A 22758-nucleotide genomic window follows, 5' to 3' on the forward strand; every position below is an offset into this window, starting at 1 on the left:
GCGTTCTGTCAGTCACCCTATTCGCTGGCTGACAAATCGCCTTCGCGAGCAAGCTCGCTCCCACAGTTTTAGAGGGTTTTCAGGTTTTGTCTTTGGCGTGCGCCGCCAGACGTTCCAGCGCCGCTCGCAACCCCGGATCACTGATCCCGTCAGCCGTCGACTGAATCGTCGCTGCCGCAACCGTCGACAGATCCATCGTATGCCCGACAGCCCCGCGCTGAACCGTCGGTGGCTGCACCTTGAACTGAATCCGCGTCAGGCTGGCGAACTCGTCGAACACCTGCAACTGTCGTTGCAGGCGTTTTTGCTGGTAACGCAGGCGCGTTGCCCAGTGGCCGTCAGTAACAATCAGCAGCAGATTACCTTCGCGCCACGACGCCACATGGCAGTGTTCGCGGGCGGCGGGTTGCAGTTGGCTTTCGAGTAAACGCTGTAGATGACCGAGTCGTTGGGCGTGGCCAAGTATGGCCTTGAGCGGCTTGGCTTCGCGAAGCAGAACGGCGGGTGCTCTGGCCGTAAGAGGGCGAAATGCCATGATCGAACACCTGAAGTAACAGAAACGCCATGGTAGCAGAAAGCGCCTAAATCACTCGCCCATTGCTTTTGTCCCTGCTTTACCCATTAAATCAACAACTAACTTCTTCCAGCCACGGCTTGAAGTTGAGCAAAACGCCCCTATTTTAAGTGAGCCCCGTCAACGCGCAGTGCCAGTATCGTGGAACATCGCCACTTTCCTCACCACCGTTTCCGGGTAGAATGCTCGTTCGCATGCGGCCATGAGGGCTGCTCGGGCGACTCACGGGGCCGCCCTCCATCCCTTTAGTGTGGAAGATCCTGCCGATATGTTTGCGCCTTTGTTAAAGAAACTTTTTGGAAGCAAGAACGAGCGTGAAGTAAAACGCATGCTCAAGACGGTGCAGTTCGTCAATGCCTTCGAAGAGCAAATGGTAGCCCTTTCGGACGATCAATTGCGCGCCAAGACGGATGAGTTCAAGGCCCGCATCGCCAAAGGGGAAACCCTCGACAAGCTGTTGCCAGAAGCCTTTGCGGTCGCCCGTGAAGCGGGCAAGCGCGTCATGGGCATGCGCCACTTCGACGTCCAGTTGATCGGCGGCCTGACCCTGCACGAAGGCATGATTGCCGAAATGCGTACCGGTGAAGGCAAGACCCTGGTGGCAACACTGGGCGTTTACCTGAACGCGTTGTCCGGCAAGGGCGTGCACGTTGTAACCGTGAACGACTACCTGGCCCGCCGTGACGCCAACTGGATGCGCCCGCTGTATGAATTCCTCGGCCTGACCGTCGGCGTCGTGACGCCGTTCCAGCCGCCGGAAGAGAAGCGTGCCGCCTACGCTGCCGACATCACCTACGGCACCAACAACGAATTCGGGTTCGACTACCTGCGCGACAACATGGCGTTCAGCATGGAAGAAAAATTCCAGCGCGAACTCAATTTTGCCGTGATCGACGAAGTCGACTCCATCCTCATCGACGAAGCGCGTACCCCGCTGATCATTTCCGGTCAGGCCGAGGACAGCTCCAAGCTGTACATGGAGATCAATAAACTGATCCCGCAGCTGGAACTGCACGTTGAAGAAGTCGAAGGCGAAGTCACCAAGGCTGGCCACTACACCGTTGACGAGAAGACCCGTCAGGTCGAGCTCAACGAAGCCGGTCACCAGTTCATCGAAGACATGCTCACTGGCGTTGGCCTGCTGGCCGAGGGCGAGAGCCTGTACTCGGCGCATAACCTGGGTCTGCTGACCCACGTCTATGCCGGTCTGCGTGCGCACAAGCTGTTCAACCGCAACGTTGAATACATCGTGCAGGACGGTCAGGTCGTACTGGTCGACGAACACACCGGGCGTACCATGCCGGGTCGCCGTTTGTCCGAAGGCCTGCACCAGGCCATCGAAGCCAAGGAACACCTGAACATCCAGGCCGAAAGCCAGACTCTGGCGTCGACCACGTTCCAGAACTACTTCCGTCTGTACACCAAGCTGTCCGGCATGACCGGTACCGCCGACACCGAAGCGTTCGAATTCCACCAGATCTATGGCCTGCAGGTCATGGTCATTCCGCCGAACAAGCCGTTGGCGCGTAAAGACTACAACGACCTGGTGTTCCTCACTGCCGAAGAGAAGTACACGGCAATCGTGGCGGACATCAAGGAAAGCATGGCCGCTGGTCGTCCGGTGCTGGTGGGTACTGCCACCATCGAAACCTCCGAGCACATGTCCGAACTGCTCGTGAAGGAAGGCATCGAACACAAGGTTCTGAACGCCAAGTTCCACGAAAAAGAAGCTGAAATCATTGCGCAGGCCGGTCGTCCGGGTGCACTGACCATCGCCACCAACATGGCCGGTCGTGGTACCGACATCCTGTTGGGCGGTAACTGGGAAGTTGAAGTTGCATCCCTGGAAGACCCGACCCCTGAGCAGATCGCCCAGATCAAGGCCGACTGGCAGAAGCGTCACCAGCAAGTGCTGGAGTCCGGTGGTTTGCAGGTAATCGCTTCCGAGCGTCACGAATCGCGCCGTATCGACAACCAGTTGCGTGGTCGTGCCGGTCGTCAGGGTGACGCCGGTTCCAGCCGTTTCTACCTGTCGCTGGAAGACAGCCTGATGCGCATCTTCGCCTCTGACCGGGTGAAGAACTTCATGAAAGCCTTGGGCATGCAGCCGGGCGAAGCGATCGAGCACCGCATGGTGACCAACGCGATCGAGAAGGCGCAGCGCAAGGTTGAAGGCCGCAACTTCGACATTCGCAAGCAACTGCTCGAGTTCGACGACGTCAACAACGAACAGCGTAAAGTGATCTATCACATGCGTAACACGTTGCTGGCCGCCGACAACATCGGTGAGACCATCGCTGACTTCCGTCAGGACGTGCTCAACGCGACCATCAGCGCGCACATTCCGCCGCAATCGCTGCCTGAGCAGTGGGACGTCGCCGGTCTGGAAGCGTCGTTGCAGAGCGACTTCGGTGTGGCACTGCCGATCCAGCAGTGGCTCGACGAAGACGATCACCTGTACGAAGAAACCCTGCGCGAGAAGCTGATGGTCGAGCTGATGGCGGCGTACAACGAGAAAGAAGATCAGGCCGGTGCCGACGCACTGCGCTCCTTCGAGAAGCAAATCGTTCTGCGCGTGCTGGATGACCTGTGGAAAGACCACCTGTCGACCATGGATCACCTGCGTCACGGTATCCACCTGCGTGGTTATGCGCAGAAGAACCCGAAACAGGAATACAAGCGCGAGTCCTTCACGCTGTTCTCCGAGTTGCTGGATTCGATCAAACGCGATTCGATCCGTGTGTTGTCGCATGTTCAGGTTCGCCGCGAAGATCCGGAAGCAGAAGAACAACGGCTGCGTCAGGAAGCCGAAGCACTGGCCGCCCGCATGCAGTTCGAACACGCCGAGGCCCCAGGCCTGGAGCAGCCGGAAGTGCTGGGTGAAGAGATCGATGTAGCCCTCGCCACCGCCCCGGTTCGCAACGAGCAGAAGCTGGGCCGCAACGAACTGTGCTACTGCGGTTCGGGCAAGAAATTCAAGCATTGCCACGGGCAGATCCAGTAAAACCCGTTTCAATCGCTGAAATACCCGCGCCGCGACCGGCATCAGCCGTCGCGGCGTTTTGCCATTCAAACCACCGCTTCCCTGTCAGGCGGTGCTGACATCATTGAGTAAGGAGCGCATTCATGGCTGTTGGTCTTGGTCCTTTGCCAACGTTGCACCCGGTTGCCGGTTTTGAACTCGGTATCGCCTCGGCCGGCATCAAGCGCCCGGGGCGCAAGGATGTCGTGGTCATGCGCTGTGCCGAAGGTTCGACCGTGGCCGGTGTGTTCACGTTGAACGCTTTTTGCGCCGCGCCAGTGATTCTCGCCAAGCAGCGCGTACAGAATGCTGTGCGTTACCTGCTGACCAACACCGGTAATGCCAACGCCGGCACCGGTGAACCGGGCCTGGTCGCTGCCGAACGTACCACCGCCAAACTGGCCGAGCTGACTGGCGTTGATGCCAGCCTGGTGCTGCCGTATTCCACCGGTGTGATCGGCGAGCCGCTGCCGGTCGAGAAGATCGAAGGCGCATTGCAAGCGGCACTGGATGACCTCTCGGAAAACAACTGGGAAGCTGCCGCCACCGGCATCATGACCACCGACACCCTGCCGAAGGGCGCCAGCCGCCAGTTCCAGCATGATGGCGTGACCGTCACCGTCACCGGTATCAGCAAAGGCGCGGGCATGATCCGTCCGAACATGGCGACCATGCTCGGTTACATCGCTACCGACGCCAAAGTCTCCCGCGACGTCCTGCACAACCTGATGCTCGACGGCGCCAACAAGTCGTTCAACCGCATCACCATCGACGGCGACACCTCGACCAACGACTGCTGCATGCTGATCGCCACTGGCAAGGCTGCACTGCCGGAGATCACCAAGGCTGAAGGCGAACTGTTCGCCAAGCTCAAGCAAGCCGTGTTCGAAGTGTGCATGGACGTGGCGCAGGCCATCGTGCGTGACGGCGAGGGCGCGACCAAGTTCGTCACCGTTGAAGTCAATGGCGGCGGCAATCATCAGGAATGCCTGGACGTCGGTTACACCGTGGCGCACTCGCCGTTGATCAAGACTGCGCTGTTCGCCTCTGATCCGAACTGGGGCCGAATTCTGGCTGCCGTCGGCCGTGCCGGCGTGCCGAACCTGGACGTGAGCAAGATCGACGTGTTCCTTGGTGATGTGTGCATTGCCAGTCGCGGTGCGCGAGCGGAGACCTACACTGAAGCGCAGGGCTCGGCGGTGATGCAGCAGGAAGAAATCACCATCCGTATCGAGTTGGGGCGCGGCGATTGCAGCGAAACCATCTGGACTACCGACCTGTCGCATGAATACGTGAAGATCAACGCCGAATACCGTACCTGATCCAATCCGAGACCGCATCGCGGCGATCGCCAGCAGGCTGGCTCCCACAGGTTCTTCTGCTAAACACACCTTCTGTGTTCAATGAAGATCCTCGTTGGGGCTAGCCTGGAGGTTTCCGCATCACTGAAGATCCACTGTGGGAGCTAGCCTGCTAGCGATTGAGCCGGCACAGACACTGAAAATCTCCCGGTTTTTCCACTGACGAAAAGGCGCCACACACCATGTCCTTGCACCTGATCATCGGCGACAAACTGCTTTCCTCCTGGTCCCTGCGCGCCGCTCTGGCGGTCGAGCTGACCGGTGCACCCTACACCGAAGAACTGATCAAGCTCGGCAAGCCCGATACCCGCGAGCGCTTGCTCGCGCATTCGCCAACCGCCAAGGTCCCGCTGCTGAAAACCGCACGCGGCACCATCGCCGATTCGCTGGCGATTGCCGAATACCTGGCCGAGCAGTTTCCTTCCGAGCAGCTCTGGCCGGCAGACATCGCCGCTCGTGCACAAGCCCGATCCGCCTGCGCGCAGATGCACAGCGGTTTCTTCGCGATGCGTAATCACATGCCGTTCAAGATGAGCCACGACGCGCCGCTGAATCCGGTGCCGCCCGAGGTGAAGGTCGATATCGAACGCATGCTCGCGCTGTGGGCCGAATGCCGTGCCGTTGCTACTGAAACCGGTCCGTATCTGTTCGGTCGTGTGAGCCTCGCCGATGCGTTCTTTGCCCCGATTGCCGTGCGTCTGCGCACCTATCAGGTGAAGCTGCCGGCAGAAGATGAAGCCTATGTTGAAACCATCTACCAATGGCCAGCCTTCAAGGCTTGGCAAAAGGCCGGACTGGAGGAATTGCAGTCGTGAAACGTGTACACGTCGCCGCCGCGGTCATTCGTGACAGCAATGGCAAAATCCTCATCGCCCGCCGTGCCGACACTCAACATCAGGGCGGTCTGTGGGAATTTCCCGGTGGCAAGGTCGAGGCCGACGAGTCGGTCGAAACCGCGCTCGCCCGTGAATTGCAGGAAGAGTTGGGCATCGTCGTCGGCGCTGCCCGGCCGCTGATCAAGGTTCGCCACGATTACCCCGACAAGCAGGTGCTGCTGGATGTCTGGGAAGTCTCGGATTTCAGCGGCGAACCGCACGGTGCCGAAGGGCAGCCATTGGCCTGGGTCACGGCAAAGGAACTGGTGAACTATGAGTTTCCGGCAGCCAATCAGCCGATTGTCGCGGCAGCGCGTTTGCCCGGCGAATACCTGATTACTCCCGAAGATCTGGAAACCCCGGCGCTGCTGCGCGGCATTCAGAAGGCAGTTGCTGGCGGGATCAAGCTGATCCAGCTGCGTGCGCCGAACGGTTACGATCCGAAATACCGCGATCTGGCGGTGGATGCGGCAGGGCTGTGTGCCGGCAAGGCGCAGTTGATGATCAAGGGGCCGTTCGAGTGGTTGGGGGATTTCCCCTCCGCTGGCTGGCACATCACCGCTGCGCAGTTGCGCAAGTACGCGGCCAAGGGTCGCCCTCTGCCGGCTGAGCGTTGGTTGGCGGCGTCATGCCATGATGCTGAAGAGTTGGCTCTGGCCGAGCAGATGGGCGTGGATTTCGTCACTCTTTCGCCGGTGCAGCCGACGCTGACGCATCCGGATGCGCAGCCATTGGGCTGGGAGCAGGCTGCGAGTTTGATCGAGGGCTTCAGCAAGCCAGTGTTCTTGCTTGGCGGAGTGGGCCCGGCAGAGCGGGAAAAAGCCTGGAGCGTTGGTGCTCAGGGTGTGGCGGGGATTCGGGCATTCTGGCCTGAGGCCTGATTTTGCATTGATACAACTGGCCCCTTCGCTGGCAAGCCAGCTCCCACAAGGTTTTGCGTTGTTCACAGGATTTTGTGAGCGACCGAGATCCCTGTGTGAGCTGGCTTTGCCTCTGGCCTTATCGCTGGCAAGCCAGCTCCCACAAGGTTTTGCGGCGTACACAATATTTGTGAGCGACCGAGATCCCTGTGGGAGCTGGCTTGCCAGCGAAGGCGTCCTGTCAGGCGCTACTTATCTGCAGGTTTTGCCGCTGGCTGCCACAAAATCTCGGCAATCCCCTGCCGCCGCGCAATCAATCGCGCCGCGACAAACAACAAGTCCGACAACCGATTGATGTAAGCCAGACCAACCCCGGCCAGCGGTTCCAGTGCGTTCAAATGCTGGCAACGCCGTTCGGCACTTCGCGCCAGACTGCGGCAAACATGCGCCTGCGCAATCAGCATCGAGCCGCCCGGCAAGATGAAGTTCTCCAGTGGCCCCAATTCCTCGTTCCACAAATCAATCGCCGCTTCCAGACGTTCGATTTCCGCTGTGTTCAACGCCTGATATTCCGGCATCGCTAGCTCACCGCCCAGATCGAACAAACGATGCTGACAAGGCGCAAGAACTTCGATCAGTTCGTTCAAGCCCGTAAACGCCTCGCGCTCGGCTATCAATCCGGCCAGCAATACACCGACCTGACTGTTCAGCGTATCGACTTCGCCGATAGCCTCGATCCGTGGGTGATCCTTGGGAACCCGGCGGCCGTCGCCGAGCCCGGTTTCGCCTTTGTCGCCAGTGCGGGTGTAAATCTTCGACAAGCGAAAGCCCATGGTTTACCTCGGTAGTTGACTGGTTTCCAGCGCAATCGGCGCTGGTTGTACAAGCGGCAGGCGCAATGTGAAGCACGTGCCCTGACCGGGAGCTGACTGCACTTCCATCTGCCCCTTGTGATTATTGGTGATGATGAAATACGACACCGACAAGCCCAGCCCCGTGCCCTGACCGATTTCCTTGGTGGTGAAGAACGGCTCGAAGGTGCGTTTGCGCACGTTCTCGCTCATGCCGATGCCGTTGTCTTCGACCTGGATTTCCGCCCATGGTGGATTGAGTTTGGTGCGCAGAATGATCCGCCCCGGCTCGCTGTCGTCTTCGCGCTGGTGGATTGCTTGTGCAGCGTTTTTCAGCAGGTTGAGCAACACTTGTTCCAGCTCGTTGGCGGTGCCCGGAACCGGGCCAAGCGCTGGATCGAACTGGCGCACGATTGCCTGACCTTTGAAGTCGAAACCGATGGCGAGGTCAAAGTCATTGCCGGCAATATCCACCGCTTGATCGATCAGCGCCGGCAAATCGCACGGGGCCATTTGGCGGGTGCTGCGGCGGCTGAAACTGAGCATGTGGGTCACGATTTTTGCCGCCCGCGCGCCGGCCTGCTGGATGCCATCGAGCAACTTTGGCACTTCCCGGCTTTGCAGGTAATGGTTGACCGTATCCAGTTCGATGCCGAGTTGTTCAGCGGTTTCGAGGTTCTTCGGCAAGTCAGAGGACAATCGTCGGCGAATGTTTTGCACGTTGTGCAGGATCGCCCCCAGCGGGTTGTTGATCTCGTGGGCCATGCCCGCAGCGAGGCCGCCCACCGAAAGCATTTTCTCTGACTGCACCATCATTTCTTCCAGCGACAGGCGCTGGGTGATGTCATCGATGCGGATCACCACGCCACGCCCGGCGCCACCCATCAACGGGTAAAAGGTCAGGGCGTAATGCTTGGGATCGTCATCCTTGAACCATGTCACACGCTCGATTTTTGCCACCGTGTGCTGCTCAACGGTCTGCTTGAGTTGCGGCAGGAACGGCTTGAGCGGTTCGAAGGCGAGGAAGATCGGCTGGTTCAGCGCTTCATCCAGCCGTGTGCCGGAAAGCGCGCTGGCCTCCTGATTCCACTGGGTGACATAGAGTTGCTCGTCGAGGGCGATCAGCGCCGAGGGCATCGAGTCGATGATGCTGTTGAGGTAGTTCTGGAACCCGGTGAGCTTCTTCTCGATCTTGCTGCGCACCTGGACTTCCAGCTCCAGTTTGCGGTTGGTATGACGGGTTTCTTCGGCCAGCCCCTGAGCCTGATCGTATGCCGCCTCGGAATCGTCGCGGGCGCGTTTGAGTTGCTGCTCACGGGCTTCGATGCGCGACAGCATGGTGTTGAAGGCTTCGGCAAGACTGCCGATTTCGTCGTGGTTGCCGCGTGAAGCGCGCAGGGCGTAGTTCTCTTCTCGGGTGACCTGGCGCGAGAGTTCTTCGAGCTCATGGATCGGCCGGGTGATCAGGCGTTTGATTTGTCGGGCAATCACCAGCCACAGCAACACACTGAAAATCAGGATGCCGAGGCTCGCGGTCAGCGTACCGGTATAGAACGCCATCGGCAGTTCGCTGCTGGCCACCAGCAACAGGTGACCCGGCGTTGTGCCCGGACGGGGCAGGGTGATCAGTTGATTGCTGCGAAACTCGGTGAGTTGCCAGGCCTCGATACGCCGGTAGTGCTCCGGCAGATTGAGTTTGTCGCCGCGCTGCACTTGGGCCAGACGCTCACCGTTACCGTCATACAGGGCGGCGGCGCGCAGTGGCGAATAGCTGTCGAGCTCCTTGAGCAGGCGTTCGGCGTTCTGCGGTGATTGCAAAGCATCGGCCACCAGACTCGGGTTGGCCACCAGTCGGCCAATGGTCTGCAAGGCCTGCGGGGCCATGCTTTCCTGAGAGATGTAATAGGCGGCGCTGATAAAGGTCAGGTTGGCGACCAGCAACACAGTGGTCAACAGCACCAGCAGGGCGGCCAGCAGTTTCTGGCCGACCGGCAGGTTTTCGAGGCGCTGGCGCAATGGCATCAGGTTTATCGCAGCAAAGGAACAAGTGGCCAGCGTAGCCGCTGCTCAGTCGCTGGGCAATCCGAGGCTGTGCAGACGGCTGATCAGGCGCTGCTGCAGTTGATTGAGATGTGGCAGATTCAGTTGGTGTCGCACGGCAACTTTGCAGGCATGCCCCAATAGATAGCTGATTTCGGTACGACGGTTACTGGCTACATCCTGATACATGGATGAGTAGTTGGCGGCGGTGGCGTGGATCACCCGTTCGACTTCCTGTTGCAGGTTTTGCGCGGCGGCCGGTTGACCGCAACGCTCCAGCAGTTCGGCCAGTTCGGCGCACAGCGTGGCGACTTCGCATTGATGTTGCTGCAAACCGCCGTTGCGGCAGTCGTGCAGCACGGTCAGCGGATTGATCGCGCAATTGAGCGCGAGTTTGCGCCACAACCGAGTGAGGATGTCGGTGCTCCACTCGTGGGGGATTTTCGCTGTGTGCAGATCATCCAGCCAGATCGGCGCCACCGGATGGCCCGCATCGCCGAGCCAGGTGTAACCGTGACCGGCAAACACCACGCGCCAGTCGCCATCGCGAAACGCGCCTTCGGTGCTCGACGCACTGATGCAGCGCGCTTGCGGCACTCTGGCGGCGACGGCGTCCTGACTGCCCAGGCCGTTTTGCAGCAGGATCAATTCGGCATCCGCCGTCAGGCGTGGGGCGAGGCGGGCGACGGCACTTTCGGCATCGTAGGCTTTGCAGGCCACTAATAGACGGCGGATCGGTTCGGGGCTGTCCGGGGTTTCGCCGGGAATCGCGTAAGTGTTCGCGGTGTCATGCTCGATCAGCGTCAGTCCACCGGCTGCTTCATAGCTGCGCAAACGTTCGGCATCGCGCACGATCAACCTGACGGGCAGGCCCGCGCGGGCCAGTCGCGTTGCCCAAAGAGTGCCGAGGCTGCCGGCGCCGAGGATATGCCAGGGGGTGGACATCAGTTTTTTGCTCGATTGGGTGCAGGCATGTGCGGCTCGCCGTGTCGACAGGAAAAGACCCGTTATAATGAGCCCGATTTTAACCGCAAGCCAAGCGCGCTCCATCCTCATCGAGCGCGCCTTTTTATTGGAGAGATTACATGCCGTCGTTCGACGTGGTATCCGAACTGGACAAACACGAACTCACCAACGCGGTCGAGAACGCCGTGAAGGAACTCGATCGTCGTTATGACCTGAAAGGCAAAGGCAGCTTCGAGTTCAAGGAAAAAGACCTGACCGTCAGCCTGACCGCCGAAGCCGGATTCCAGCTGGAAGCGATGATCGAGATCCTCAAGCTGGCCCTGGTCAAACGCAAGATCGACGTGCAGTGCCTTGAAGTGAAGGACGCTTACGCATCGGGCAAGCTGATGAAGCAGGACGCCGTGCTCAAGGAAGGCATCGACAAGGAACTGGCGAAGAAAATCGTCGGCCACATCAAGGACGCCAAGCTCAAGGTGCAGGCTGCCATTCAGGGCGAGCAGGTTCGTGTCACCGGCAAGAAGCGTGATGATCTGCAAGAAGCCATCGCGGCGCTGCGTGCCAAGGAATTCGGCATGCCGCTGCAGTTCAACAACTTCCGCGACTAAGCTTCCTCGTCGGGAACCTGTGGGAGCGAGCAGGCTCGCTCCCACAAGAAACATGTTTAATCTTTGCGTGCCGGGAAGCCGGAAATCAGGAGAAAGTAGATGGATTTGAATGCTGAAGTAGACAACCTGGTCAAGGCATCCCAGGCATGGGTTCCGATGATCATGGAGTACGGCAGTCGCGTGCTGCTGGCAGTGATTACCCTGGCCATCGGCTGGTGGCTGATCAACAAGGTCGCGCAAAAGCTCGGCGGTTTGTTGGCCTTGCGCAATGCTGATCTGGCGCTGCAAGGTTTCATCAGCAGCCTGGCCAACATCATTCTCAAGGTGCTGCTGATTGTCAGCGTGGCCTCGATGATCGGTGTTGAAACCACCTCCTTCGTTGCCGCAATCGGTGCTGCGGGTCTGGCCATCGGTCTGGCATTGCAGGGCAGCCTGGCGAACTTTGCTGGCGGAGTGCTGATTCTGCTGTTCCGTCCGTTCCGCATCGGTGACTGGATTGAAGCTCAAGGTACCGCAGGTACTGTCGACAACATCCAGATCTTCCACACGATCCTGCGCACCGGCGACAACAAGACTGTCATCGTGCCTAACGGCGTGCTGTCCAACGGCATCATCACCAATACCAACCGTCAGCCGACCCGTAAAGTCGTGTTTGATGTGGGTGTGAACTACGAAGCGGACCTGCAAAAGGCCCGTCAGGTGCTGCTGGATCTGGCCAAGGATGATCGCGTGTTGCAAGACCCGGCGCCACAAGCCGTTATTTCGACACTGGGTGACAGTTCGATCACTGTTTCGCTGCGTGTATGGGTGAAGACTGCCGATTACTGGGATGTGATGTTCCTGTTCAATGAACAATCCCGTGATCGTCTGAAGACTGCCGGTATTGATATTCCATTCCCACAGCGTGTGATTCGTGTGGTGCAGGAAACTTCGGCGTAATGATAGGTTGCTAATTAATTGTCTGACTTTTAGGTCAGGCAATTTATATAAGTGACACGCAATAAAAAGGCCCATCCGAAGATGGGCCTTTTTTATGCTTCCAAACTAACCACTGACGATTACAAGATGTTCAGTGGGTATTCGGTGATCAGGCGGAACTCTTTAACGTCGCCTTCGCCTTGGTCAGCGTTAGCAGTGTGCCAAGCCTGACGGATGCGGAAGGACAGATCTTTCGCTGGGCCAGTCTGAACAACGTACTTGGCTTCGAAGTTGGTTTCGTGGTGTTTGCCGTCTTCACCGTACAGCGGTGCGCCAGAATCAGTGCGGTAGTGGCTGTTAGCAGCCAGACCGGTACCGTCGATATCCCAACCTGTAACGTAACGAACCATGAAGCTCAGGCCTGGTACGCCGTACTCGGCCATTTTCAGGTCGTAACGGGCTTGCAGGGATTTCTCGCCAGGACCGTTGAAGTCAGAGTACTGGATGGAGTTGGCGAGGAAGATCGAGTCGCCACCACGGTTGTTCTTGCCCACACCGACGTAGTCGAACGGGGTGTCGCCGTTAACCTTCTGGAAGGCCAGGGTGAAGGTGTGTGCCTTCAGGAACGACAGCGCGGTTGCCAGGGAGAAGGCAGTGTTGCTGATATCACCCGCCAGCTTGTCACCGGTATCGGTGGTGCGGTAGATGTTGAAGTCAGTGTTCAGCGAAGTGTCACCACCGAATGGAGTGGTGAGGTTCACGTTCGCGTAGTACTGGTTCCAGATGTCTTCCAGCTTGGCACCGTACAGCGACGCCGACAGATTGTCGGTGATGCCGTATTTGCCGCCGAAATAGTCGATGGACTTGGCTTCTGTGCCAGCGTAGTTAGCGTACAGGCCGCCGTCTCGGGCGTTTTTGTCCTGGCTGGTCGCCGAGTAGAAGTGACCGGCTTCGAGGTCAAGGTCTTTGACTTCGCTGCTCTGCAGCTGGAAGCCGCTTGCAGTTTGCGGAATGATGCGCGAGCCGCCAACTGCGAACACAGGAGCAGTGCTTGGCTGCTGGTCGCCGATTTTCAGTTCGGTTTTGGAAATGCGGAATTTAACGGCAGCGCCGGCTTTGCCTTGGCTGTCGTCAACATCGTGAGCATAACCGTTAGCTTTCAGAGCATTGCTACGGCTCATGTTGCCCGAACCGGAAGTACCGTCACCGCCGTCAAGTTTCAGGGCCAGGTAACCGAATGCATCGATACCGACGCCTACGGTGCCTTGGGTGTAACCGGAGGTGAAATTGCCCAGGAAGCCTTGAGTCCAGTCTTTCTGGTCGTGGCCGCCGTTCTTGTTATCCCGGTTGAAGTAGTAGTTCTTCAACGTCTCGGTGAGTTTAGCGTCGTCAACAAAGCCTTTGGCTTCAGACTGGTCACTTACAAACGGGGCGGCCGTAGCCAACTGAGTACTGGCTGCTGCTGCAACTGCCAGTGCGATCATGCTCCACTTCATCACGCGCATCGTGATTTGCTCCTTTGGTTTTAGAAGAGTACTGCCGTCCCACCTGTTTTATTATCTGGGCGGCTCTTTCTTTTTGTGTCGGCGCAAACTTATATCACGCCGACAATGTTGGCGATACTTGCGAATCTAACCTTTCACCTTCTTTACGACACTGTCGTAAACGGCTTGGTGGATGTCGCAAATTCACAGTACCAATGCAGCCGGACTGACAACTTTATCGCTGTTTCTGGGCCTTTTTGCATCGGTAAAAAAGAGTCCCTGGCAAAACACTTGAATCTCCATCGGGCAACCCTGCCACTGTTTTTATGGGGCTTAAGGCATCCACTTCCGGTGGTGCGCTTATAGACCATGTGTGTCTGAATGCAACAAGTGTGCTCAAAACGCAGTGCTACCACGTTTATTTTTCTGAACACCTGCCCGCAACCGTAAAATCCTCATAAATACTGGGCTTCAAGCCCTTGTTTATAGAGGCTTGACGCATTCCTTCGCATGGTGTTGCCGCAGTCAGGTTCGCCCCGGACAATCGAAAACGTTACCGGTTCACCCCACCAGTGAGTATTTGGCGGATACCCTGACGCACTCAGCGTAGACGTGCTGTACGGTTTTGGTGCAAAAATTTTACAGGCTGTTCCAGATTCATTCAGTTTTAAGGCCAATTTGTGCGTTTCATGTTGCTTTACGGTCATTTCACCTGGTTCAAAGGCTTGGTGAGTTCCGTCGTGGTGCGCGACAGCAAAAAATGTCCGCCATCAGAGCGCAGGTAATGAGGGCCGGTACGTAGTCGCCGTGAAGCTCGGCGCATTCGCAGGTATGCTGCTGTCCTGTCGCTTGGTGCGTCGTCCATACAGAGGGCCGCCAAGCTGAATTATGTAGATCAGCCGGGAGTGCGCGCAGTGTTTGCTTTAGATTCACGACTTCAACAGGACACTCTGGTCATCGGTGATTTCCCGCTGTGCCGACTGCTGCTGTCCAACGACTGCAACTACCCGTGGTTCATCCTGGTGCCACGCCGCGACGATATCAGCGAGTTGTTTCAGTTGGATGTCGCCGACCAGCAGCAGTTGTGGCAGGAAACCACTGCACTGGCTGAGCTGCTCAAGGATTTGTTCGACGCTGACAAGCTCAACGTCGCGACCTTGGGTAACGTGGTCAGCCAGTTGCACATGCATGTGATTGTGCGCAAGCGCGATGACGCAGCCTGGCCGGCGCCAGTCTGGGGCAAGCATCCGGCCAAGCCGTATAGCACAGAGCAGTTGGCCGCCATCCGCGAGCGGTTGCGCCTTGTGTTGACAGAACACTTCACGTTTCTGGAGGGCTGAGGCATGAGCCAGGAACTGCAAGATCGCGTTACCGATCTGGAAAGCCGTCTGGCATTTCAGGATGACACCATTCAGGCACTGAATGACGTGCTGGTGGAGCAACAGCGCGTGGTCGAGCGTCTGCGGTTGCAGATGACGGCGTTGCTCAGGCGCCAGGAGGAAATGTCGGGGCAGTTCGAATCCTCTGAGGAAGAGGCGCCGCCGCCACACTATTGAGTTTGGCGCGCTTTTGAGCAGGCATGAAAAAACCGCGAACAGCCAGGCTGCTCGCGGTTTTTTTTGGAGCTGAGGATCAGCGGCGCGGCAGGGCGGCGATCACGTCCTCGGCTTGCAGGCCTTTGTCCCGGTTCATCACCGAGAACTCCACGCGCTGGCCTTCGACCAGAACGCGGTGGCCTTCGCCACGGATGGCGCGAAAGTGCACGAAAATATCGTCACCGGAGTCCCGGGAGATAAAACCGAAGCCTTTGGAAGTGTTGAACCACTTCACGGTGCCAGTATCGCGGTTGCTCATGTCATAGCTGGTGGCCGCGGCGGCAGGTGAAGCGTGGTAAAAACTGACGGCCAGGTGCAATGCTACGGCGATCAGAGCAATCACCAGGCTGAACAGCACGGCTGGCTGACCGGCAATGACAGGCATCGGTGCGATCAGGGTCAGGGTTTGCAGGACGACAGTCAGCACCAGAAGTGCGCTGACCAGATTTTGCAGATGTTGGCGAGTGCCTTTGTTCCAGTACGGAATCACTGGAGCAATCACCAGGTTCAACAGGCCGAAAAAGGCCAGGTAGAGTGCATCGGGTTGTTGCAGGTAAGGTACGGCTTCGGATCTCAGGCTAGGTATGAAGGACAGCAGCAAAGCAGCTGCGCCCATTAGCAAGTGGACGATTTTCAACATTTTGATTGACTCACGTTATGAAGGCTCACAAGGAAGAGCTGAAGGCGCACGGTTCGCTTCGGAACAAAAAAGAGGCGTTGGACACGTACCCGGCATCAGCCTATGCGCAACGCCCGGAAAATAGGGCGTGGCGACACACTGCCTATTTAACAGCAAAGCCTGCAGCTACTCAAATCAGCCCGGCCAGCGGCAGCTGCCCGGTCGATTTGTCGCAGTGTGTAACGGCATTCGGGGCTGCGAGGTAGCGGCAGCCTTGCTAGAGTGGACCTGCACTTACTGGATGAATGAATTCAATCACCGTCAAGGGGGTATGCATGGCAATCGATATCGGTATCAGTGAAGAAGACCGCAAGTCCATCGTCGAGGGGCTCTCGCGTCTGCTGTCGGACACCTACGTGCTGTATCTGAAAACCCATAACTTCCACTGGAACGTCACCGGACCGATGTTCCGTACGCTGCATTTGATGTTCGAAGAGCAATACAACGAACTGGCCCTGGCCGTGGACTCGATTGCCGAGCGTATTCGCGCCTTGGGCTTTCCGGCGCCGGGTGCCTACGCCACCTATGCGCGGCTTTCTTCTATTAAAGAAGAAGAGGGCGTGCCGAGTGCCGAAGACATGATCAAGCAACTGGTTGCTGGTCAGGAAGCAGTGACACGCACTGCGCGAGGTATTTTTCCGTTGCTGGACAAGGTCAGTGACGAGCCAACCGCCGACCTGTTGACTCAGCGGATGCAGGTCCATGAAAAAACCGCGTGGATGTTGCGCGCGTTGCTCGAAGGCTGATGAGCCGGGCGCGCGGAAAGCCCTGGAGAAAGGGACGTCCGCGTGCTTCTTCAGTTCTTACTGTTGGCGTCGGCTTATCCTACGCAGATGGGCAAATAGTCATCTGGATATAACTTTGCGTCTGCGCTTTTATAGAGGCAACAGGATGTTGCCTTAATAAAAAGCAGAGATGGCAAAGGAGTGTCAACGTTATGGTAGGTGGAGACAGGCGAAGCGAACATGGCGCTTCGCAACAGGAAATAAAGGTCGACCCGTTTGTCAGTGAGTTCGACATCGAATTGATCCGGCCCTTGTCCAGATCGATCCGCTTGAACGGTTTTGCGACCTGCCTGAGGCTGGAGCAGGTCTATTGGAACATCCTTGGTCGCATGGCCGAGGACTGCGGTTGTTCAGTCAGTACGCTGTTGTCTCACGTGGATCGGGAAGTGCACTTGCGCCATGGCGGGGTGAAAAACTTCAGCGGTCTGGTGCGGGTGGTGTGTGTGATGAATGGCCTCAAGGATGCCCCGGCGCCCATTGCGCTCTGAAAGGGCTCCACTTGAAATGACATTGCGGGCTGTGCAGTCTTACGGCTGCACAGCCCGCATTTAATGGATATAATCTCGCTCTTTCGCCGCAGAGCCCTGCTCGCGGTGGCATTCCGATCGCCGAGACAGCCTCATGCCGATGTACGATTACCAATGTGCTTCCTGTGGTCATCAAATGGAAGCCATTCAAAAGATCAGTGATGCACCGCTGGTCGACTGCCCTGCCTGCCAGGCGCCAGAGCTCAAGAAACAACTGTCCATGCCGGGTTTCCGACTCAGCGGCAGCGGTTGGTACGAAACCGATTTCAAGACCGGCGCGAAGAAGAATCTGGCCGGTGGCGACAAATCTGACTAGGGTTCATGACCTGAGTCCAATGACACACGTGTGATGCCGGATGGCTTGAATACGCCGGGATCTCCACCGAATTTCGAATTACGAGAAGCGAAACCACTACCATGATGCGCAGCCATTATTGCGGCCAATTGAACGAAAGCCTGGAAGGCCAGGAAATTACCCTTTGCGGATGGGTTCACCGTCGCCGCGACCATGGCGGGGTGATTTTCCTCGATATCCGTGATCGTGATGGTCTGGCTCAGGTAGTGTTCGATCCAGACCGCGCTGAAAGCTTCGCCGCCGCTGACCGTGTGCGTAGCGAGTACGTGGTGAAGATCACCGGCAAGGTTCGCCTGCGTCCGGCCGGTGCCACCAACGCCAACATGGCGTCGGGCATGATCGAAGTGCTGGGTTACGAACTGGAAGTGCTGAACGAGTCGGAAACCCCGCCGTTCCCGCTGAACGAGTTCTCCGACGTCGGCGAAGAAACCCGTCTGCGCTATCGCTTCCTGGACCTGCGTCGTCCGGAAATGGCCGAGAAGCTGCGTCTGCGTTCGCGCATGACCACCAGCATCCGTCGCTTCCTCGACGAAAACGGCTTCCTTGACGTTGAAACGCCGATCCTGACCCGCGCCACTCCTGAAGGCGCGCGTGACTATCTGGTGCCTAGCCGCACCCACGCAGGCTCGTTCTTTGCCCTGCCGCAGTCGCCGCAACTGTTCAAACAACTGCTGATGGTTGCCGGTTTCGACCGTTACTACCAGATCGCCAAGTGCTTCCGTGACGAAGACCTGCGCGCTGACCGTCAGCCGGAATTCACCCAGATCGACATCGAGACTTCGTTCCTCGATGAAAAAGAGATCATGGGCCTGACCGAGCAAATGATCCGCAACCTGTTCAAGGAAGTGCTGGATCTGGAATTCGGCGAATTCCCGCACATGACTTTCGAAGAAGCCATGCGCCGTTACGGTTCCGACAAGCCGGACCTGCGTATTCCGCTGGAACTGGTAGACGTTGCCGATCAACTGAAAGAAGTTGATTTCAAGGTGTTCAGCGGCCCGGCCAACGACCCGAAATGCCGTATCGCGGCACTGCGCGTTCCAGGCGGGGCGAGCATGCCGCGCAAGCAGATCGACGACTACACCAAGTTCGTCGGCATCTACGGTGCCAAGGGCCTGGCGTACATCAAGGTCAACGAGCGTGCTGCCGGCGTTGATGGCCTGCAATCGCCAATCGTGAAAAACATCCCGCTGGACAACCTCAATGCGATCCTTGATCGCGTTGGCGCAGTTGACGGCGACATCGTGTTCTTCGGCGCCGACAAGGCGAAAATCGTCAGCGAAGCCCTGGGCGCGCTGCGGATCAAGCTGGGTCACGACCTGAACCTGCTGACCTGCAAGTGGGCACCGATGTGGGTCATCGACTTCCCGATGTTCGAAGAGAACGATGACGGCAGCTTCTCCGCGCTGCACCACCCGTTCACCGCACCGAAGTGCTCGCCGGAAGAGCTCGAAGCCAACCCGGCTGGCGCTCTGTCCCGTGCCTACGACATGGTGCTGAACGGCACCGAGCTGGGTGGCGGTTCGATCCGTATCCACCGCAAGGAAATGCAGCAAGCGGTATTCCGTCTGCTGGGTATCAACGAAGCCGAGCAGGAAGAGAAATTCGGCTTCCTGCTCGATGCACTGAAGTACGGTGCACCGCCGCACGGTGGTCTGGCCTTCGGTCTGGACCGTCTGGTGATGCTGATGACCGGCGCCCAGTCGATCCGTGAAGTGATCGCCTTCCCGAAAACCCAGAGTGCTGCCGACGTGATGACGCAAGCGCCGGGTGTGGTGGACGCCAAGGCCTTGCGCGAATTGCACATTCGTTTGCGCGAAACGCCAAAGGCTGAGTAAGACGGGCCTGAAGGCGCATCTTCGGATGCGCCTTTTTTCTTTCTGTAAAGACTGAAAACCGGTCGAGATTTTTTGTTTGCTGGCCGCTGCGAGAGCAGGGCGGGCAACGTTTCAAAGAGAATTCGGAGCGAGATATGGCGGGTCATTCGAAGTGGGCGAACATCAAGCACCGCAAAGAACGTCAGGATGCCAAGAAAGGCAAAATCTTCACCAAGTGGATTCGTGAACTGACTGTCGCTGCTCGTCAGGGCGGTGGCGATCCGGGCTCCAACCCACGCTTGCGTCTGGCGCTGGACAAGGCCCTAGGCGCGAACATGAGCCGCGACATCATTGATCGTGCGGTTGCCCGTGGCGCAGGCGCTGCCGACACCGACGATATGGTCGAACTGACCTACGAAGGCTACGGCCCGGGCGGCGTGGCGGTGATGGTCGAGTGCATGACCGACAACCGCAACCGCACCGCTGCGGCCGTGCGTCATGCGTTCAGCAAGTGCGGTGGTAATCTGGGTACCGACGGTTCTGTGGCGTATCTGTTCGAACGCAAGGGGCAAATCTCCTTTGCGCCGGGCGTTGATGAAGACGCGCTGATCGAAGCGGCAATGGAAGCCGACGCCGATGACGTGGTCACCCACGAAGACGGCTCGATCGACGTGTTCACCTCGTTCTCCAGCTTCTATGCCGTGCGTAACGCGCTGGAAGCGGCGGGCTTCAAGGGTGATGACGCGGAAATCGTCATGCAGCCGACCACCAGTGCCGAACTGGATCTGGAAGGTGCCGAGAAGGTGCTCAAGCTGATCGACATGCTTGAGGATCTGGATGACGTGCAGAACGTCTATTCCAACGCGGACATTCCGGAAGAAGTGGCTGCTCAGCTCGGTTAAGAGCGGCTACGATTCAATGTGGGAGCTGGCTTGCCAGCGATGGCGTCGGCACATCAGGCAATGGTGGTGCCTGACACTCCGTCATCGCTGGCCAGCCAGCTCCCACATTTGTTTTTGTGTTACTTCGAGCCAGCAGGCCTATGACTTTAATTCTTGGTATTGACCCCGGTTCGCGCATCACCGGTTACGGCATTGTTCGCGATACCGGGCGCGGCGGCTGCATCTACGTGGCTTCGGGTTGTATTCGTACCGGCGCCGGCGAGCTGCATGAGCGCCTGCAAATCGTTTATCGCGGCGTACGCGAGATCATTCAGACTTACGGCCCGGTCACCATGGGCATCGAAAAAGTGTTCATGGCAAAAAACGCCGATTCGGCGCTGAAGCTCGGGCAGGCCCGCGGTGCTGCCATTGTCGCGGGAGCCGAAGAGAGCCTGGAGATTGCCGAGTACACCGCAACCCAGGTCAAGCAGGCCGTGGTCGGTACCGGCGCCGCCAATAAAGAACAAGTGCAGATGATGGTCATGCACATGCTCAAGCTGACCAGCAAACCGCAGATCGATGCTTCCGACGCCCTGGCGATTGCCATTTGTCACGCCCACACCCGTTCCAGCCTGTTGCCGCATGGCTTGGGAACGGCACGCAGTCGTGGCGGGCGCCTGCGTCTCTGATAGCATCAGCATCAATTTTCCGGAAACGGAGTTTCGCGCCTGAGTCGTCGGCCTGAAGCTTTCCTTCCGTCAGTCGCCAGCCCACGCTGGCCAACGCTCAAGGATCTGAAACGTGATTGGACGCTTGCGCGGCACCTTGGCTGAGAAACAGCCGCCGCACCTGATTCTCGATGTAAACGGCCTCGGGTATGAGCTGGAAGTGCCCATGACTACCCTTTATCGTCTGCCGTCGGTCGGTGAACCGCTGACCTTGCACACCCATTTGGTCGTACGCGAAGACGCGCAGTTACTCTATGGCTTCGCCGGCAAGCGTGAGCGAGACTTTTTTCGCGAGTTGATCCGTCTCAATGGTGTCGGGCCGAAATTGGCCTTGGCATTGATGTCGAGCCTGGAAGTCGATGAGCTGATCCGCTGCGTGCAATCCCAGGACACCTCGGCGCTGACCAAGGTGCCGGGTGTCGGCAAGAAGACCGCCGAGCGTCTGCTGGTTGAGCTGAAGGACCGCTTCAAGGCCTGGGAAACCTCGCCGGCAATGTTTGCGCTGGTGCCGAACCAGCCTGACGGCCCGGCTCCGGTCAATACCGCCGAAAACGATGCGGTCAGCGCGCTGATTTCGCTGGGTTACAAACCGCAGGAAGCGAGCAAGGCGATTTCCGCGATCAAGGACAAGAATTTGAGCAGTGAAGACATGATCCGCCGCGCCCTGAAGGGAATGATTTAAGTGATTGAAGCTGATCGTCTGATCACCGCTGCGCACAGCCCGCGTGAGCGTGAAGAAGTCCAGGATCGGGCCATTCGCCCGGTCAGTCTGGCCGAGTACATTGGCCAGCCGACTGTCCGCGAGCAGATGGAACTGTTCATCCAGGCCGCCCGTGGCCGCAACGAATCCCTCGATCACACGCTGATCTTCGGCCCGCCGGGTCTGGGCAAGACCACGCTCGCCAACATCATCGCCCAGGAAATGGGCGTATCGATCAAGAGCACTTCGGGCCCTGTGCTTGAGCGCCCGGGCGATCTGGCTGCACTGTTGACCAATCTTGAGCCGCACGACGTGCTGTTCATCGATGAAATTCATCGTCTGTCGCCCATCGTCGAAGAAGTGTTGTACCCGGCGATGGAAGACTTCCAGCTCGACATCATGATCGGTGAAGGGCCGGCGGCGCGTTCGATCAAGCTTGATCTGCCACCGTTCACCCTGGTCGGGGCAACCACTCGCGCCGGCATGCTGACCAATCCGTTGCGTGACCGATTCGGTATCGTCCAGCGTCTGGAGTTCTACAGCACTGCGGATCTGTCGACGATCGTCAGTCGCTCGGCGAATATTCTTGGTTTGCCGCTGGACCCGGAAGGTGCTTTCGAGATCGCGCGACGTGCCCGTGGTACGCCACGGATCGCCAACCGCTTGTTGCGTCGGGTGCGTGATTTCGCCGAAGTCCGCGCCAAGGGCCACATCACCAAGTCCGTTGCGGACCTGGCGTTGAACCTGCTGGACGTCGACGAACACGGCTTCGATCATCAGGATCGGCGCTTGCTGCTGACCATGATCGAGAAGTTCGATGGCGGCCCGGTAGGTATCGACAGCCTGGCGGCAGCCATCAGTGAAGAGCGCCATACCATTGAAGACGTGCTGGAGCCGTACCTGATTCAGCAGGGCTACATCATGCGCACGCCACGGGGCAGGGTGGTCACGCGGCATGCGTATCTGCATTTCGGTTTAAACATTCCGTCACGAATGGGTGAGATGCCCGTGGTAGACGAGTTCCTCGATGCAGTAGACGATTAGTACACATCGATTTGCGATTTATTCAGCGTTTGTACTGTCACAGGACGGTACTTTTGCGCTAGGGCGCTTAAAGAATGAAAAAACAGTTGTC

General features: G+C 58.2%; 22 protein-coding genes. 16 read left to right on the forward strand and 6 right to left on the reverse strand.

Annotated elements, in window-relative coordinates; genetic code table 11:
• Nucleotides 1–79: 79 nt before the first annotated feature.
• Nucleotides 80–535, reverse strand: coding sequence for a DUF721 domain-containing protein (locus tag ACTWLJ_RS13640; RefSeq protein WP_401214101.1), 456 nt, complete (start codon nt 533–535; stop codon nt 80–82).
• Nucleotides 536–842: 307 nt separating this feature from the next.
• On the opposite strand from ACTWLJ_RS13640, the gene secA reads away from it, so the two are divergent.
• The 4 genes from secA (at nt 843) to ACTWLJ_RS13660 (ending at nt 6713) form a co-directional block, all read left to right on the forward strand.
• Nucleotides 843–3578, forward strand: coding sequence for a preprotein translocase subunit SecA (secA, locus tag ACTWLJ_RS13645; RefSeq protein WP_445181187.1), 2736 nt, complete (start codon nt 843–845; stop codon nt 3576–3578).
• 122 nt (nt 3579–3700) lie between these two features.
• Complete coding sequence (gene argJ / locus ACTWLJ_RS13650; RefSeq protein ID WP_445181188.1) at nt 3701–4918, forward strand: bifunctional glutamate N-acetyltransferase/amino-acid acetyltransferase ArgJ; 1218 nt, start codon at nt 3701–3703, stop codon at nt 4916–4918.
• A gap of 221 nt (nt 4919–5139) precedes the next feature.
• The gene (locus ACTWLJ_RS13655) at nt 5140–5772 is read left to right on the forward strand and encodes a glutathione S-transferase family protein (protein ID WP_445181189.1); all 633 of its coding nucleotides are present in this window, start codon (nt 5140–5142) and stop codon (nt 5770–5772) included.
• Nucleotides 5769–6713, forward strand: coding sequence for a Nudix family hydrolase (locus ACTWLJ_RS13660; protein WP_445181190.1), 945 nt, complete (start codon nt 5769–5771; stop codon nt 6711–6713). The genes ACTWLJ_RS13655 and ACTWLJ_RS13660 overlap by 4 nt, the downstream gene beginning before the upstream one ends.
• Before the next feature lie 227 nt (nt 6714–6940).
• On the opposite strand, the gene ACTWLJ_RS13665 is transcribed toward ACTWLJ_RS13660, so the two are convergent.
• From ACTWLJ_RS13665 to ACTWLJ_RS13675, 3 genes are read right to left on the reverse strand one after another with little or no spacing between them, the layout of a single operon-like run.
• The gene (locus ACTWLJ_RS13665) at nt 6941–7525 is read right to left on the reverse strand and encodes a cob(I)yrinic acid a,c-diamide adenosyltransferase (RefSeq protein ID WP_445181191.1); all 585 of its coding nucleotides are present in this window, start codon (nt 7523–7525) and stop codon (nt 6941–6943) included.
• 3 nt (nt 7526–7528) lie between these two features.
• Nucleotides 7529–9565, reverse strand: coding sequence for a sensor histidine kinase (locus tag ACTWLJ_RS13670; protein WP_445181192.1), 2037 nt, complete (start codon nt 9563–9565; stop codon nt 7529–7531).
• Nucleotides 9566–9610: 45 nt separating this feature from the next.
• On the reverse strand, nt 9611–10528 hold the full coding sequence (locus tag ACTWLJ_RS13675; RefSeq protein WP_445181193.1) for a putative 2-dehydropantoate 2-reductase: 918 nt from the start codon (nt 10526–10528) through the stop codon (nt 9611–9613).
• A 140-nt stretch (nt 10529–10668) separates the two neighbouring features.
• Here ACTWLJ_RS13675 and ACTWLJ_RS13680 point away from each other — a divergent pair, with 140 nt between their 5' ends.
• On the forward strand, nt 10669–11154 hold the full coding sequence (locus ACTWLJ_RS13680; protein ID WP_007912755.1) for a YajQ family cyclic di-GMP-binding protein: 486 nt from the start codon (nt 10669–10671) through the stop codon (nt 11152–11154).
• 99 nt (nt 11155–11253) lie between these two features.
• Entirely contained in the window at nt 11254–12093 is an 840-nt protein-coding gene (locus ACTWLJ_RS13685) for a mechanosensitive ion channel family protein (RefSeq protein WP_445181194.1), read from the forward strand.
• Nucleotides 12094–12212: 119 nt separating this feature from the next.
• On the opposite strand, the gene ACTWLJ_RS13690 is transcribed toward ACTWLJ_RS13685, so the two are convergent.
• Nucleotides 12213–13577, reverse strand: a complete 1365-nt coding sequence (locus ACTWLJ_RS13690; protein ID WP_445181195.1) for an OprD family porin — start codon at nt 13575–13577, stop codon at nt 12213–12215.
• An 893-nt stretch (nt 13578–14470) separates the two neighbouring features.
• On the opposite strand from ACTWLJ_RS13690, the gene ACTWLJ_RS13695 reads away from it, so the two are divergent.
• Complete coding sequence (locus ACTWLJ_RS13695; RefSeq protein WP_445181196.1) at nt 14471–14896, forward strand: HIT family protein; 426 nt, start codon at nt 14471–14473, stop codon at nt 14894–14896.
• Between the two features lie 3 nt (nt 14897–14899).
• Entirely contained in the window at nt 14900–15112 is a 213-nt protein-coding gene (locus ACTWLJ_RS13700; RefSeq protein ID WP_401214072.1) for a SlyX family protein, read from the forward strand.
• A 76-nt stretch (nt 15113–15188) separates the two neighbouring features.
• Here ACTWLJ_RS13700 and ACTWLJ_RS13705 read toward each other — a convergent pair whose 3' ends face one another.
• Nucleotides 15189–15791 (reverse strand): cold shock domain-containing protein membrane protein, encoded by a 603-nt coding sequence (locus ACTWLJ_RS13705; RefSeq protein WP_445181197.1) that lies wholly within the window; start codon nt 15789–15791, stop codon nt 15189–15191.
• A gap of 314 nt (nt 15792–16105) precedes the next feature.
• Between ACTWLJ_RS13705 and ACTWLJ_RS13710 the strand changes: the two genes are divergently transcribed.
• The 8 genes from ACTWLJ_RS13710 to ruvB all read left to right on the forward strand — a co-directional run bounded on the left by ACTWLJ_RS13710 (nt 16106) and on the right by ruvB (nt 22667).
• Complete coding sequence (locus ACTWLJ_RS13710) at nt 16106–16576, forward strand: Dps family protein (protein WP_053123088.1); 471 nt, start codon at nt 16106–16108, stop codon at nt 16574–16576.
• A 191-nt stretch (nt 16577–16767) separates the two neighbouring features.
• Nucleotides 16768–17103: a ribbon-helix-helix domain-containing protein gene (locus tag ACTWLJ_RS13715; RefSeq protein WP_445181198.1), complete on the forward strand. Its 336-nt coding sequence runs from the start codon at nt 16768–16770 to the stop codon at nt 17101–17103.
• Between the two features lie 133 nt (nt 17104–17236).
• Nucleotides 17237–17458: an FmdB family zinc ribbon protein gene (locus ACTWLJ_RS13720; protein ID WP_401214060.1), complete on the forward strand. Its 222-nt coding sequence runs from the start codon at nt 17237–17239 to the stop codon at nt 17456–17458.
• A 101-nt stretch (nt 17459–17559) separates the two neighbouring features.
• Nucleotides 17560–19335 carry an aspartate--tRNA ligase gene (gene aspS / locus ACTWLJ_RS13725; protein WP_445181199.1) on the forward strand — a complete coding sequence of 592 codons (1776 nt, stop codon included), beginning with the start codon at nt 17560–17562 and terminating at the stop codon, nt 19333–19335.
• 134 nt (nt 19336–19469) lie between these two features.
• Nucleotides 19470–20216 carry a YebC/PmpR family DNA-binding transcriptional regulator gene (locus ACTWLJ_RS13730; RefSeq protein WP_445181200.1) on the forward strand — a complete coding sequence of 249 codons (747 nt, stop codon included), beginning with the start codon at nt 19470–19472 and terminating at the stop codon, nt 20214–20216.
• A 140-nt stretch (nt 20217–20356) separates the two neighbouring features.
• Nucleotides 20357–20884 (forward strand): crossover junction endodeoxyribonuclease RuvC, encoded by a 528-nt coding sequence (gene ruvC, locus ACTWLJ_RS13735; protein ID WP_007951206.1) that lies wholly within the window; start codon nt 20357–20359, stop codon nt 20882–20884.
• Nucleotides 20885–20996: 112 nt separating this feature from the next.
• Nucleotides 20997–21605 carry a Holliday junction branch migration protein RuvA gene (gene ruvA / locus ACTWLJ_RS13740; protein WP_123467207.1) on the forward strand — a complete coding sequence of 203 codons (609 nt, stop codon included), beginning with the start codon at nt 20997–20999 and terminating at the stop codon, nt 21603–21605.
• Nucleotides 21606–22667 carry a Holliday junction branch migration DNA helicase RuvB gene (gene ruvB / locus ACTWLJ_RS13745; protein ID WP_445181201.1) on the forward strand — a complete coding sequence of 354 codons (1062 nt, stop codon included), beginning with the start codon at nt 21606–21608 and terminating at the stop codon, nt 22665–22667.
• Nucleotides 22668–22758: the final 91 nt, after the last annotated feature.

It is taken from the genome of Pseudomonas sp. McL0111 (genome assembly GCF_052567255.1).

Coding starts and splice junctions, on each gene's coding strand:
- ACTWLJ_RS13640 (WP_401214101.1), bottom strand. CDS start 535: ATGGCATTTCGCCCTCTTACGGCCAGAGCACCCGCCGTTCTGCTTCGC.
- secA (WP_445181187.1), top strand. CDS start 843: ATGTTTGCGCCTTTGTTAAAGAAACTTTTTGGAAGCAAGAACGAGCGT.
- argJ (WP_445181188.1), top strand. CDS start 3,701: ATGGCTGTTGGTCTTGGTCCTTTGCCAACGTTGCACCCGGTTGCCGGT.
- ACTWLJ_RS13655 (WP_445181189.1), top strand. CDS start 5,140: ATGTCCTTGCACCTGATCATCGGCGACAAACTGCTTTCCTCCTGGTCC.
- ACTWLJ_RS13665 (WP_445181191.1), bottom strand. CDS start 7,525: ATGGGCTTTCGCTTGTCGAAGATTTACACCCGCACTGGCGACAAAGGC.
- ACTWLJ_RS13670 (WP_445181192.1), bottom strand. CDS start 9,565: ATGCCATTGCGCCAGCGCCTCGAAAACCTGCCGGTCGGCCAGAAACTG.
- ACTWLJ_RS13675 (WP_445181193.1), bottom strand. CDS start 10,528: ATGTCCACCCCCTGGCATATCCTCGGCGCCGGCAGCCTCGGCACTCTT.
- ACTWLJ_RS13680 (WP_007912755.1), top strand. CDS start 10,669: ATGCCGTCGTTCGACGTGGTATCCGAACTGGACAAACACGAACTCACC.
- ACTWLJ_RS13685 (WP_445181194.1), top strand. CDS start 11,254: ATGGATTTGAATGCTGAAGTAGACAACCTGGTCAAGGCATCCCAGGCA.
- ACTWLJ_RS13690 (WP_445181195.1), bottom strand. CDS start 13,577: ATGCGCGTGATGAAGTGGAGCATGATCGCACTGGCAGTTGCAGCAGCA.
- ACTWLJ_RS13700 (WP_401214072.1), top strand. CDS start 14,900: ATGAGCCAGGAACTGCAAGATCGCGTTACCGATCTGGAAAGCCGTCTG.
- ACTWLJ_RS13705 (WP_445181197.1), bottom strand. CDS start 15,791: ATGTTGAAAATCGTCCACTTGCTAATGGGCGCAGCTGCTTTGCTGCTG.
- ACTWLJ_RS13710 (WP_053123088.1), top strand. CDS start 16,106: ATGGCAATCGATATCGGTATCAGTGAAGAAGACCGCAAGTCCATCGTC.
- ACTWLJ_RS13715 (WP_445181198.1), top strand. CDS start 16,768: ATGGTAGGTGGAGACAGGCGAAGCGAACATGGCGCTTCGCAACAGGAA.
- ACTWLJ_RS13720 (WP_401214060.1), top strand. CDS start 17,237: ATGCCGATGTACGATTACCAATGTGCTTCCTGTGGTCATCAAATGGAA.
- aspS (WP_445181199.1), top strand. CDS start 17,560: ATGATGCGCAGCCATTATTGCGGCCAATTGAACGAAAGCCTGGAAGGC.
- ACTWLJ_RS13730 (WP_445181200.1), top strand. CDS start 19,470: ATGGCGGGTCATTCGAAGTGGGCGAACATCAAGCACCGCAAAGAACGT.
- ruvC (WP_007951206.1), top strand. CDS start 20,357: ATGACTTTAATTCTTGGTATTGACCCCGGTTCGCGCATCACCGGTTAC.